Below are 13006 nucleotides of genomic sequence, written 5' to 3'. Positions count from 1 at the left end.
GGAATTTGCGCAATCCGGATAGAAGCCGAAATAGAGAATTAGTATATTCTAAAATGCTGGCCGTAGGGTCGGCAGCGGAGGCTGCGTAGGCCGGAAACAAAAACGCACGGAGCGGTGAGCTCTTGGGAGGATCAAGAATGATGAGACCTAGCTCGAGGTTGACCGGCGCTGCCGGAATCGTGGCCGCCCTGATGTTTGCTGGGCTGGTGGACACGGTTGGCCCGTTCGGCCCCTTTGTCAGCGACGCGCAGGCGCGAGTTGGCCATCCGCTCACGCCTGGCAGCGTCGCAGGCGTCGCGAGGCGCACCACGCGCCGAACGATCCGCCGCTCGACCATTTACGTGGCCAGGCTCCCGGCGGCCTGCGTGAAGACTTCCATCAACGGCACCGTGCTTTGGCACTGCGGCAGCACATATTATCAACCCTATGGCGGACGCTACGTCGTCGTCCACGTAAATTGAGTGGGAGCGAACCTCATCCCTTTGAACATTGTGGATCACATCCAATAGGGCGGGAAGCTTTGAGAGGCGCTTCGATCGCGCGCCCTGGGACGGCGACGTCTTGCACCGCAATGTCGGTTTCTTCAAGGTAGGGCAGTGATGGACGTAGATGTCCTTGCTTACCGATTTGACCGGAAGGTTGCAGCACGATGCCACTCATGATTCGACGATTGGGAGACAGGAAACCAGCGCACCTGGCAAGACGTCTCGGAGATTTGACGGCGATGTTGGTCATGATTGCCCGTCCGCTCGTCTTTGCGGTGGTCGCCCTCTTGTTGGCTGGTCCGGCACAGGCGCAGGCGCCGGCGACCGTCCCGCCTGAAAAGGTCAAACAACTGTTCGATCTTCTCGACGATCCATCAGTGAAGGCCTGGGTGGCCGAACAACGAAAGCAGGATGCCGGTTCAACGGCAGCCCCTGCCGCGGCAGGAGCTTCACCGGCCGGCGCATCGTCCGACGCCGCGGCCGCGCCAGGCCGGATGAATACGATGGCATCCTCGATGCTCGATCGGATCAAGCATCATATCGAAAGAATCGTGCGGACCTTGCCCTCGCTGCCAGGCCAGTTCGCGCGCATTCGGACCGAGACCATGGAGGATATGTCCGGCAAGAGGCCCGCCGGCGTGCTTTTTCTGGTCGCGATTTTTATCGCTGCCGGCCTGGCGCTCACTTGGGCAACGTACAAGCTCACCCGTCCGTTTCGTCTTTGGATCATTGCACAATCGAAAGATACGCCCATTGGGCGGGCCAGGAAGATTGGTGGCCGCACGCTTTACTCCAGCCTGCTGATCGTCTCGTTCGCGCTGGGCAGCGCCGGCGCGTTCATCTTGTTCGACTGGCCAATGCTTATCCGCGAGATCGTGCTGACCTTTCTGATGGCTGCGGTCGCCACAGCGGCGGTGCGCATGTACCTCGCAGCCCTGCTCGTCCCCTCCTTCATGCAGGTCGAGAACGCCGTCGAGGTTCGTGCTTTGCCGGTTACCAACGAAACGGCCGACCATTGGTTCTATTGGGTACCCAGGATCTTCGGCGTCTTCGCCTTCTTCGCCGCCGCGTTCATCCTCTTGCCGGGTCTCGGCATCGATCAGGACGGAATGTTGGTGCTGTCGGTAGGTGCCGATTTCGTACTGCTGCTGCTCTTTCTGATTGCCGTTTGGCGTAGGCCAAGAACACAGCGGAACGATGGGCACGGTCACACCGCAGCGACATGGTCTTTGACTGCTTACTTCGTCGGCCTGTTCCTGCTGCGCATCGCAGGCCTTCCCATATTGTTCTGGTTTACCTTCGCCGCATTCTTCCTGCCTTTCGCAATAGTGCTGACGCAGCGCGGGGTCAATTTCGTCCTGCGGCCGGGTTCGGAAGAGTCTGGCCGGCCTACGATCCCTGCGGTGACGATCGCTGTCATCGATCGCGCAGTCCGGATGATCTTGATCCTGGCGGCGGCTTACCTTCTTGCGCGTGCCTGGGGTCTGGACATGCAGTCGATGCAGGACAGCAACACGACGACCACGCTCATATTGCGCGGCTTGATCAATGTCGTGGTCATTGCCCTTGCCGCCGATTTCGGCTGGTCGATCATCAAAGCCTTGATCGAGAGAAAGCTGGGCATTGACACGCAGCACGCGGAGATCAGCGACGAGGAGATGCCGGTCGTCGATCCGCAGCAGGCGCGGCTGCACACGCTCTTGCCGATCATCCAAAACATTCTGCTCGCGGTGATCGTCGTCATGGCGGTGCTGATGATGCTCGCCTCGGTGGGTATTCAGATCGGCCCGCTGATCGCCGGCGCTGGCGTCGTTGGTGTTGCTGTGGGATTTGGGGCGCAGACCCTGGTCAAGGACGTCATTTCCGGCGTGTTTTTTCTGCTCGATGATGCGTTTCGTGTCGGCGAATACATTACAGCCGGCCGTTATGTGGGAACGGTGGAGAGCTTTTCGTTGCGCTCGGTGAAGCTGCGCCACCATCGTGGCTCGCTGTTCACTATACCTTTCGGTGAACTCGGGGCAGTCCAGAACCAGAGCCGTGACTGGGTTACCGACAAATTCAACATCACCGTCGGCTATGACACCGACATCGACTTCGCTCGCAAGCTGATCAAGCGAATAGGCCTAGAACTGGCGGAGGATCCCGAATTCAAACCCTGGGTGCTTTCACCGATCAAGATGCAGGGCGTACAGGAATTCGGCGAGTACGGTATCGTGTTGAGGGTCAAGGTCACAACCAGACCGGGAGGCGCCTTCGGCATGAAACGCAAATTCTATGTACGCGTCCGCCAGGTCTTCAAGGAGCAGGGCATCGAACTGCCATTCCCGACCGTTCACGTCGAGGGGCTGCAGAGCCCGCATGGGGCAGAGAATGCGCCTGTCGAGATTACACCCGAGTTGAAACTGGCAGTCGCGCAGTCGCACACCAGCCGGCGCAGGAAAAAAGCCAGCACAACGGAGTAGGAAAGCTCCACCAGGAGATAGATCAGGCCGGCGGTTCGACGAAACGTCATGCTGATCCAGGCCGACTGTCGTACAACCAAGGAAGTCAACCCATTCGCATCGCGCTGGTTTTTTAGTAGGCTGTCGCGAGGCAAGGCTGAGGATCGGGCGTGACGGTAGTCGACGATCGTCTTCTCGAAAGCAAGATGACCAAGGTGGAGCAGGCGCGCGCCTGGAGCCCGCGCGTCATCTCGAAATTCGAGACGCTGATCAGGAGCGCCGACGACCACTCGCTCTATCGTGTCAATCCCCTGGCCTTTGCTCGCGACCGCGCAATCGCCGAGCCTGAAGCGATCGACCTCTTCCTTCACGCCGCCCGCTGTGGGCTATTCGACATGAGCTGGGATGTGCTCTGTCCCCAGTCCGGCATGGTGCTCGACAGCTTCGGCGCCCTGCGCACGCTGAAGACCCACTACGTCTGTGGCCTGTGCGACGTGTCGGGCGACACCGACCTCGACGATTTCATCGAGGTCACCTTCTCGATATCGCCGAAGCTGCGGCGCCTGCCGCACCATGATCCCGAGACGCTGCCTGTCGAGGATTTTCACTGGAATCTGCACTTCGGACATGACGGGCGATTACCCGGGCAAGACGTTCGCTTTGTTGACGTTCTGCGCGGCTTCGTTCGGGGCATGACGTTTCTGCCGCCAGGCTCCACCACAGTGCTCCGCGCCGACCTGGGAGCGGGCGCCCTTGCGGGTGTCAACGTGCAGACGCAAGCCGCATTCGCTGTGCCGATATCAGGCGATCCGGTGTTGGCGCCGACGCTTCTGAAGATCGATTATGACGGCAAACGCTTCTTGCCGGCGTTGCCCGCCGTGCCGCCTGGTCCGATTGTCATTGAGGTGACAAACAGGGGGCCGGTGCGAGGTTCATTGCTTGCCATCAACTGGCCGCCCGAGCTTGTCGCGCTGACCACCAAGCCGGCGCTCGATTTCGACCCTTATGTCTCCGGCGGAGCGCTGCTTGCGCGGCAAACCTTCCGCCAGCTCTTCCGATCCGAACGTGTCGACGAGAAGGAGGGGCTCGGCATCCGGCAGATCACCTTCCTGTTCACCGACCTCAAGGGTTCGACCGCCATGTATGAGCGCCTGGGTGACCTCAATGCCTATGCATTGGTCCGCGAGCATTTTGCTCTGGTCAACGCGGCGGTTCAGCAACATTCCGGAGCGGTGGTCAAGACGATTGGGGATGCGGTGATGGCTGCGTTTTCGCAGCCGTCGGATGCGATTTCGGCTGCACTCCACATCTTTGAAGAAATCGATCGTTTCAACAGCGACCATGACGGGCCGGGGATCATCCTCAAAATCGGTGCCCATTGTGGACCGTCGATCGCCGTGACGCTCAACGACAACCTCGACTATTTCGGCCAGACCGTGAATGTGGCCGCGCGCGTGCAGTCCTTGGCGGAAGCCGGACAGGTCTGCATTTCCGAGGCCCTCCATTCCGCGCCGGGGGTCAGCGACATGCTCGCCGGCCATCATGTCGTGGCCTTTGACGCGCCTCTTCGAGGCGTGGAAGGTGATGCTACCGTCTATCGCATTATGCGGGGATAGAAGCGATTTGGATTGCGCCCTCGAAGCACGGCAAATCAGCCGCGGAGCCGCCACATTCGCACACGACCCGTGCCACGCAATTCCGTTTCTCCGAGCGGGTCGCAGGCAAAATCCGGTCCGAGCAATTCGTGGGTTGCATCCGAAATACGGATTTCATCGGGCTCCGCGGCCTTTTGAATGCGCGCGGCGAGATTGACGGTGTCGCCCCACAGGTCATAGACAAACCGCCTTTTGCCGATGACGCCAGCGACGATTGGCCCTGAGTGAATTCCAATTCTAAGGCTTAGCGGTTCTCCTGCGAAGCGTTCGCGCCTGGCCGACTCCCGCAGCTCGAGCGCATAGTTCGCAAGGGCGTGCGCATGATCGGATCGCGCGACGGGCAGGCCGGCAACCGCCATCACACAATCGCCGATGGTCTTGATCTTTTCGCAGCCATGCTGTTCCGAGAGCAGATCCGCCGCCCTGAAGAAGTAATTCAAGATAGCGAGCGTCGTCGTGGCTCCGACGCTCCGCGCTCTTTCCGTGAAACCGACTATGTCGGCAAAAAGCACACTGACCTCCGCGTGGTTGTCTGCAATTTGCTCGTCCGCCTTCAGCCGCTCCGCGATCGAGGCCGGAAGAATGTTGAGGAGCAGGGATTCGGCGCGCCGGTACTCGCGCGACAAACCCTCCTGGCTTTCCCTCAATGCCTCGTTCGTCGATTGCAGCTTCGCATTGAGTTGACGCTCCCTCTCCTGCAGGAGCGTCATTTCATACGCCTTCTGCTGAAGCCGCTGCTGGTGGTCGCGTTCGGGCGTGGCGTCGAGAAAGACCAGCCACACCGAGTCGCCATCGCCAAAGAAGTGAAGGTCCGCGACATGCCCGCCGGGCAGTTCCATCATCGGCATATGAAATGGAAGCTCGGGGCAAGGCAGCAGCCCTTCCATGAATTCAAGCTGCTCGGCAACGGGCTCGTCGATGCGAAGCGACGAGAGCCCGTAAAAGTCGAGGTGGCCGCCTTTTTCTTCTATGCATTGCCGGGCGTCGATCTTCAGATACGCTGCGAAGCGCCCATTGGAGAAGAAGTCGTATATCCAGCTTCTGACTTCTTTCGGCAAACTGGACATGGTCTACTTGGCGACCATCGAAGCAAGCTGACGAAACGCATCGTCGACATGTTCGCCCGAAAGCGCGCTCGTCAGATAGATCTGCCATCCACGTTGCTTGAGTTCGTCGATCTCGCCCTCCGGTATCGCCCACCGATCGGTCAGATCAGATTTGTTGAACAGCAAGATGAACGGCATGGCGCCGAATTCGGCCTCGCACCGTTCGCGCAGCGTGAGCGCCACGGCAAGAGTAGCGGGCCGGGTTCCATCGACGACAAGCACGAGCCCGGTCGCGCCTCGCACATAGCTAACGCGGAACGAGCCGATATCGTCTTCACCGGCCAGATCCCACAAGATCAGGTCAACGGTCTTGTCCGGAAACGCGACGCTCTTCTTGTCGATCTTGACGCCGACCGTGGTCAGGTAATTTTCCGAGAAGATGCTTTGGACAAACCTGCGCACCAGGCTGGTCTTGCCGACGGCGAACCCGCCCAACATGCAGATTTTTTTTTGCAGCATCCTGGACTCCGCACTACTCCAGGTTCACCGTAACCGAAACCCGGCGATTGGTGGAGTTCCCAGTTCGGCTATTTTCATTTTCGGGCACTGCCGGCTCAAAGGTGCCGGCGCCCCGAACCAAGAGCAGTTCCGGAGCGACGCCGCGCTTGTTGAGAAGCGCGCGAACTGTCTCGGCGCGGGCGGCGCTGATCGACGCGTTAGCCGTCTCACGGCCCGTCGTGTCCGAATGGCCGGTCAGCATGAACCGCGCTGTCACGCCTGCCTTGCGGGCATTTTCGGCGAATTCCTTCAACTGATCAGCCAATCTGTCGAGCGCCGGCGTCTGCTCCGGTCCCGGGACAACTCTACCGGAATCGAAGAAAATATCGGTCGTCTGGATGGCCTCTCTCAAATGATTAAGTTCTGCGAGGTTCAGCTCGCTCAGCTGCGAGACATCGAGGACCACTCCGTCCGCCGAAAGTTGGTCGGCGGCGGCCTGCGCCCGGCTGATCCAGCCGGCAGGTGCCTCGCCCACGACAACGATGCGACCCTGGACGATCGAAAGCCGAACCGATTTCGGCGGGGACAGCGAGGCCGTCAGCCGCTTCACCACGAACTTCGGATCAAGACTCTGATAGAACTGCCACTGTGAATGAACGCGGGCGGGATCGACCTGTGTTCCGGAGAGCAGAGCTTGCGGGTCGGCGGCAAGAGGATCTCTCAGTCCGGAAATGTAGAATTGTCCGCCCCTCGCCGATTGCTGAGCGACGATGATTCCCGGTTGGGCCTCAAGTCGCGACACATAATACTGCCAATGCTCCGCCGCGCGCGCATCGGGGCTCACATCACGAACCTTGGAGATGTCGAACTCCGGTCCGCCTTCTGAAAGCTGTCTTGCCGCTGCGCGCGCCCGATCTATCCAGGTGTCGGGAGCCTCACCCTCGGCAACGATGCGGCCATCGACGATCGAAAGTCGCACTTTATCCATCGGATACAGTGACGCCGTCAGCCGCTTCAACACGAACGCCGGCTCGAGGCTCTGATAGAATTGCCAGCTTGCATGAACGCGCGCGGGATCGACCTGCGTTCCGGACAGCAGCGACTGCGGGTCGACGGCAAGCGGGTCTCTCAGTCCGGTAATATAGAATTGGCCATCGCGCACATTCTGCTGGGCGACGATGATGCCCGGCTGCGTCTCCAGTCGCGACACGTAGGCCTGCCAGCGCTCTTCGGGGCTCACATCACGGACCCCGGAGATGTCGAAGACCGGGCCGCCGGCTGAAAGCTGCTGCGCGGCCGCCCGCGCCCGGTTGATCCACGCGGTAGTAGCCTCGCCTGCGGCAACGATGCGATCATTGGCGACTGAAAGCCGCACCGAATCCGGTGGCGTGAGCGACGCCGTCAGCCGCTTCAGCACGAACTGCGGCTCAAGGCTCTGGTAGAATTGCCAGCTTGCATGCACACGCGCGGGATCGACCTGCGTTTCGGCCAAAAGCGACTGCGGGTCGGCGGCAAGCGGGTCTCTCAGACCGGTAATATAGAATTGGCCGTCGCGCACATTCTGATCGGCGACGATGATGCCAGGCTGGGTCTGCAGTCGCGACACATAGGCCTGCCAGCGGTCCTCGGCGCTCACATCGCGGACCCGGGAGATGTCGAAGACCGGGCCGCCTGCCGAAAGCTGCTGGGCAGCGGCCCGCGCCCGATTGATCCACGTGGTTGTCGCCTCACCCTCGGCGACGATGCGACCATCGACAACCGAGAGCCGTACCGAATCCGGAGGCGCCAGCGACGCCGACAGCCGCTTCAGCACGAACTGCGGCTCGAAGCTCTGATAGAACTGCCAGTTTGAATGAACGCGGGCGGGATCGACGTCCGTTCCCGGCAGCAGAGACCGCGGGTCCGCGGCGAGCGGGTCTCTCAGGCCGGCGACATAGAAGTCGCCGCCACGGATTTTTTGGTCCGAAACGACGATGCCCGGCTGGGCCGCCAGCCGCGACAGGTAGGTCTGCCAGCGGTGTGCGGATTGCCAGGACAGAAAGAACCAGCCGCCCGCCACGATCAAAACCAGCAGGACCGCCGTCACCACCAGCCACGGAAATCCCTCTTTCGAATCCATGTGCTGCAGCTCGACGCAGGTCTGCAACTGCGTCTCCACGCCGGGCAACTGGGAACTGTCGCCGTCGAACCGCTCCAGGGCCCGCGACGATTCTTGATGGATGCGAAGCAGTACATCGCGGATGACTTCATGCAGTTCCTCCGGGGGATTTCCCCGGATCACCGCAACCAGGGTCGCAAACTGTCCGACTTCCGACCAGAGGCGAAGTTCCCCGAACCGGATGGTGTCGAGGCCGCTGTTTTCTTTCTCTTTGAAAGAGTCCTTCACAAAATCCTGGATCGCGCTCAGCATCGAGGAAATCAGTTGAGGGTCTTCGCTGGTTGCGTCTTGAGAAGTTACATGTGCAATCAGGAGCCCGGAAGCGCGACTGATGAGAAAGACATGTTCCACGCGATAGACAAGAGAATGCTTGAGAACGACTGCCGAGAAGCTTGTCCCCGTTCGCCAGGCTTCAAACCTCCACTTCAACCCATGCCACGTGAATATATGCCTTAGAGACTCATTCAACGACTGGAAGGTCTGGTCGATCTTTTCGCCGATCGACTTGCGAATGGCCGGCAGAAACACCGGATACAATATATCCGTTAGCGTGTTCGGATTCTTCTGGATGGACCGCTGCGCTGCCCGCTCGACGGCCGGGGCAAGAGCCTCGCCGAGTTGCGCATGGGACGCGCGCGCGGTTGCTTCGGGCAGAACGTTGCCCACCGCGGCGGCAAGCTGCTCGGGTTCGTCGAGCAGGTGCGTAACGCGTGCCAGCTCAGAGATTTCGCCGCCGACGAGCAGTTGGCGGAGCCTTTCCAGCCGATGGTCGGCGGCTGGAACGCCTTCGTAAAGGGCATGATTGTCCGGATCGACGTTCCGGGCAATTTCCACCAAAAGGCGGGCCAAAGCCTCGCGATCAATACCGGTATCGTTCGAAGCTTGTCTTTGGGATAGGCTGATTGGTTCGACGCTCGACGTCAAGTTCCGATCAACTCACTTTCCAGCCACGCTCCGAATTGCTCTTGCTGCCGACGGGATCCTGGTTGAGACATTTCGCGACCTCGACGAACAGGCCGGCCAGAAGGTTGCGGTCGGTCTTGACGTTGCTGAGATCGGAAAAGATCTTCTCCATCAGCATTTGAGCGCTTTCGTTCTTCTGCTTGATTTCCTCGCGCAGCAAATGGTCGCTTCTGCTCATGCGATCCGCGAATTCGCGCTCGAGTTCGCTCAATTGATCCGACAAGGCGCGCACCTGCTTTTCGAGCGCCTGGTTTTGATCGCGAAGATTGCGGTCCATCTCCTTGTCGGCCTCGGCGCGCGCGTCCTTTTCGTTGCGCAACTGCGTCGCCAGCGAGTCAACCTGCTTCTTGGCATTCGACTCGTAGGTTTCAAGATTGCGCTTGGTTTCGGATTCGACATCCTTGAATCGCTGCAGGAACCGTTCCTCAAGCTTGGAGAAGCGGCGATCATAGTCCTGCATCTGATTGCCGAACAAAAGATCGCGTATCTTGTCGACACCTGGAGCGTCACCGCCTGGCCCGCCCTCGCGAGCCTGGGAGGCCATGAAGTTCAGCCCGTTTCCCTCTGAATTACCTATCAGATTTGCATCAGCTTTATTTGCCGAAGAAGCGGCACTCGAAGATTCCTTCGCCATCTCTAAACCCCGATTACCCCACACAACATTAGCAGATGGTAAATTATGTCAGACAAATACCAGGCCTGCAAGGCGGAATCTCCTTGGCCTAGCCAATCCGTCCGTTCTTGTTCGCCTCTTGGAATGGTAGCAAATGCGCCGATTGCGTCGCTCTCGGTACCGCTTGCGCCTTTGGTTAACTCGGGCAGGCGACCTCATCCTCGCCAAGGTCACAGAATGGAAGGCGTGATCGGCTCTTTGTGGTCCGCTGCCGTGGTGCGGACACAGAAGCAACGGGCCATTAGTGCGACGGGAGTGCTGTCCCGCCGAGCAGGAGACACTGGTTTCCATAAGCGTAACCCACTCCAACTGGATCATACGGGTTCGCAAGCTATAACTGGCCCTGTCATAGGCAAGGCGTTCACCATTTGTCCGGCGATGCGCGCCTCGATCACAGCAGAAGAGTTCCGGCACTGTGCGATTCTCGCGGCTTTCGGCCACCGCCTTGTTCGGAAGGCTGACGATCTGCATGGCGACCTTGCCCGGCACGATTATCCCCTGGACATCGACCGGCACGGCCTCGACGCCCAGGAAAGCTTACCGTGCGAACCCGCGCCACCGTCGCCTCAAGCTCCGGATCCCGGTTCGCCCGGCCTTGCGATCAGCCCGCGAGCGAGATCAGTCCAGACAATTACAGATTTGCGCAGCGCAACAACATTACGAGCACACAAGGGGCGCCGTCTGCGGCGATCTTGGGCGGAGATGATACACAGTCCGGAACCGCGCACCTAGTACGGTCAAGCCATCGGCGCCGTGCCGCGCCGCTCCAGGGCGGTCTTGCGGATGATTTCCGCGATCTCCGGGCTGCTGCCGCACAGCATCTGGAAATCCGCCGAGTGCAGCGACAGGAGTGAGACCGCCGTTGCGGCGCTGACGGTCGCCATGCGAGGTTCCCCGGTGATCAGCGCCATCTCGCCGAAGAAGGCGCCGGGGCCAAGCTCCACCGGATTCGGCGTCGCGACGCTGACGCGGCCCTCCACGACGAAGAACATCTGATCACCGGGCTCGCTAATGCGGCAGATCACGGCGCCCGCCGGCACCGTGCGGGGTCTCAACGCGCGCACGATCTCGACCAGCATGGCCGGGCCGAGCTTCTGAAACAACGGCACGGCAGCGACCATTTGCCAATTACGGACGAAATCACCGCGACGGACTTCTTGATAGAAGCCGGTGGCAAGAATGCCGGCCCAGAGCGCGAAGATGCCGATGCCACTCATCATGACGGCCCCGGAAAGGACGCGGCCGGCGAAGCTTTGCGGAATAGCGTCGCCATAGCCGGTGGTAGACAGCGTGACCACCGCCCACCACATTGCCTGGGGGATGCTGCCGAACTTTTCCGGCTGGATGCCGCGCTCGATGACATAGCCCGCGAGCGCGACGCCGAACAGAACGACGCCGAAGAGCGTGGTGACGCCGATCAGATTGCGCGCTTCGTTGGCCAGAACTCTGCCCAGCACTGGGAAAAAAGTCGAGTCGCGCAGCGGTTTCAGCAGCCAGACAGCACAGTAGAGACTCCGGTCGGGTGTGCCGACGAGCAGAAATGCCGCGAGTGGAACCAAAACCGCAAGCACATCGATGGCGATTGCCGGCGTCCTATTCCGAACGTCTCCTTCCCGGCGCCCGAGCAGCGTCGCGACCATTTGCAGGAGATAGGCGGCCCAAATGACGGCGAGCAGGGCAGCCAGAGCCACTCTGCTTCGTCCGGACATGTCCGGCATCGTGAGCGCAGCCACCGCCAGAAGCCCAGGCGCAGCCAGTACCGCGTTGAGCGGCGCGTAGATTCGTAAGAAAGGCAGTACCGACATTCCATGTCCACGAGCGGCTATAATTCGCCAAAATAGAATGCCTTCAAGGCAAGCGCAAAGGTGCGTGTGGTCGCTGCGATGTGCATCACCAACGGTGAACTCAAATGTCGTGCATTGCTTCGCAAGCGGACACGACCAACAAGAATGACCGGTCCGGACAATTGTCTGCGCGACCGCCTTCTGACCGACAATGTCCGCGGCGTCCGCTTTGATTACAGAACACAGCAACCGACGTTACCGCAGGTCCGGCACAGGCGAAGATGAACCCACCGCGAGCCGGACTTGAGGCAAACCTCGCAGCCAAGGGCATTTGGTGTCACATCCCCGATCTGCTCCGCGTGGCGACATTCAAATGGCACCGGTTACCTCCCTGTGCCTTTGTCGATGCGCCTTCGCCAAAAATTCGTGAATGGCGGCAACGACCTGGCGCGCCTTCTCCGACGGCTGACGCTACGCGCTTGACCGAGCCGGCTCGGACGTCTCCTATCGCGAAGGTTCCAGGCAGACTCGTCTCCAGAGGATGGCTCGCAGCCGGCAAGCCAGTCCGCATTCGGATCGGCGCCGACCAGCAGGAAGAGATGGCATATCCGGCGCATGGTCTCTTCGCCCGTGTCGGCATTCCGCCAGCTTACGTTGGTCAGATTTTCGCCGCCGTGAAGCCCGGTCACTTCCGTGCGCAGTACCACCTTTATGTTCGGTTGCGCCTCGATGCGCTCAATCAGATATTTCGACATCGATGCGGCGAGGCTGGCGCCGCGAACGATCAGCCAGACCTTTTCGACCTGACCTGCAAGATACACTGCGGCCTGGCCGGCGGAGTTGCCGGCGCCCACCAGCGCGATCTCCTGACCTTCGCAAAGACGCGCCTCGATGGACGAGGCCCAATAATGCACCGATCCCCCCCTCGAACTGGGTGATATTGGCCAGATCCAGCCTGCGGTAGCGTGCGCCGCTCGCGATGACCACGGAGCGTGCACGCACTCGCTCACCATCGCCGACAGCGAGACTGTAGGTTGAGCCATCGCCGTCCCGCTCTAGGCCGAGATGATGCACCTGGTCGGGTATCACCATCTCAACGCCGAACTTCTGCGCCTGGTTGTAGGCGCGGGCCACGAAAGAGGGGCGAAACGGCGACGCCAGCAATCGAATGCCCCGAAAATTGCCGCTCCAAGCAGCGAAAATTAAACCAAAGTTTCCCTGAAGGCTGTTCTGAACCCTTTTCTTGGCGTCGTTTGCCACCAAGCGGTCCAGCTTGAACGGTTTCAAGAGCGTCGGTGATACT

The 13006-nt window shown here is 60.3% G+C and carries 8 protein-coding genes and 2 pseudogenes; 3 read left to right on the top strand and 7 right to left on the bottom strand.

The features are described from left to right. Positions 1 to 191 precede the first annotated feature (191 nt). The 3 genes from E5X34_RS00555 (at position 192) to E5X34_RS00545 (ending at position 4542) form a co-directional block, all read left to right on the top strand. Positions 192 to 461, top strand: a complete 270-nt coding sequence (locus E5X34_RS00555) for a hypothetical protein (RefSeq protein ID WP_292560725.1) — start codon at positions 192 to 194, stop codon at positions 459 to 461. 263 nt (positions 462 to 724) lie between these two features. Next, positions 725 to 2947, top strand: coding sequence for a mechanosensitive ion channel family protein (locus tag E5X34_RS00550; RefSeq protein WP_292559663.1), 2223 nt, complete (start codon positions 725 to 727; stop codon positions 2945 to 2947). A gap of 149 nt (positions 2948 to 3096) precedes the next feature. Continuing rightward, positions 3097 to 4542, top strand: coding sequence for an adenylate/guanylate cyclase domain-containing protein (locus tag E5X34_RS00545; protein ID WP_292559660.1), 1446 nt, complete (start codon positions 3097 to 3099; stop codon positions 4540 to 4542). Between the two features lie 35 nt (positions 4543 to 4577). On the opposite strand, the gene E5X34_RS00540 is transcribed toward E5X34_RS00545, so the two are convergent. The 7 genes and pseudogenes from E5X34_RS00540 to E5X34_RS00510 all read right to left on the bottom strand — a co-directional run. Continuing rightward, positions 4578 to 5648 carry an adenylate/guanylate cyclase domain-containing protein gene (locus E5X34_RS00540; protein WP_292559657.1) on the bottom strand — a complete coding sequence of 357 codons (1071 nt, stop codon included), beginning with the start codon at positions 5646 to 5648 and terminating at the stop codon, positions 4578 to 4580. Between the two features lie 3 nt (positions 5649 to 5651). After that, on the bottom strand, positions 5652 to 6146 hold the full coding sequence (locus E5X34_RS00535; protein WP_292559654.1) for a Rab family GTPase: 495 nt from the start codon (positions 6144 to 6146) through the stop codon (positions 5652 to 5654). 13 nt (positions 6147 to 6159) lie between these two features. Further along, positions 6160 to 9207 carry an OmpA family protein gene (locus E5X34_RS00530; RefSeq protein WP_292559651.1) on the bottom strand — a complete coding sequence of 1016 codons (3048 nt, stop codon included), beginning with the start codon at positions 9205 to 9207 and terminating at the stop codon, positions 6160 to 6162. A gap of 7 nt (positions 9208 to 9214) precedes the next feature. Then, positions 9215 to 9880 carry a hypothetical protein gene (locus E5X34_RS00525; RefSeq protein WP_292559648.1) on the bottom strand — a complete coding sequence of 222 codons (666 nt, stop codon included), beginning with the start codon at positions 9878 to 9880 and terminating at the stop codon, positions 9215 to 9217. Positions 9881 to 10342: 462 nt separating this feature from the next. After that, a pseudogene (locus tag E5X34_RS00520) lies at positions 10343 to 10478 on the bottom strand (ATP-binding protein); the annotation flags it as partial. Between the two features lie 178 nt (positions 10479 to 10656). Continuing rightward, on the bottom strand, positions 10657 to 11724 hold the full coding sequence (locus tag E5X34_RS00515) for a cyclic nucleotide-gated potassium channel (protein ID WP_292559645.1): 1068 nt from the start codon (positions 11722 to 11724) through the stop codon (positions 10657 to 10659). Between the two features lie 348 nt (positions 11725 to 12072). Next, a pseudogene (locus tag E5X34_RS00510) lies at positions 12073 to 12837 on the bottom strand (NAD(P)/FAD-dependent oxidoreductase); the annotation flags it as partial. Positions 12838 to 13006: the final 169 nt, after the last annotated feature.

This window comes from Mesorhizobium sp. (assembly GCF_004963255.1).
GTDB lineage: Bacteria > Pseudomonadota > Alphaproteobacteria > Rhizobiales > Rhizobiaceae > Mesorhizobium.
The sequence above is the reverse complement of the archived record's forward strand: the minus strand, read 5'-3'. Positions and strand labels throughout refer to the sequence as shown.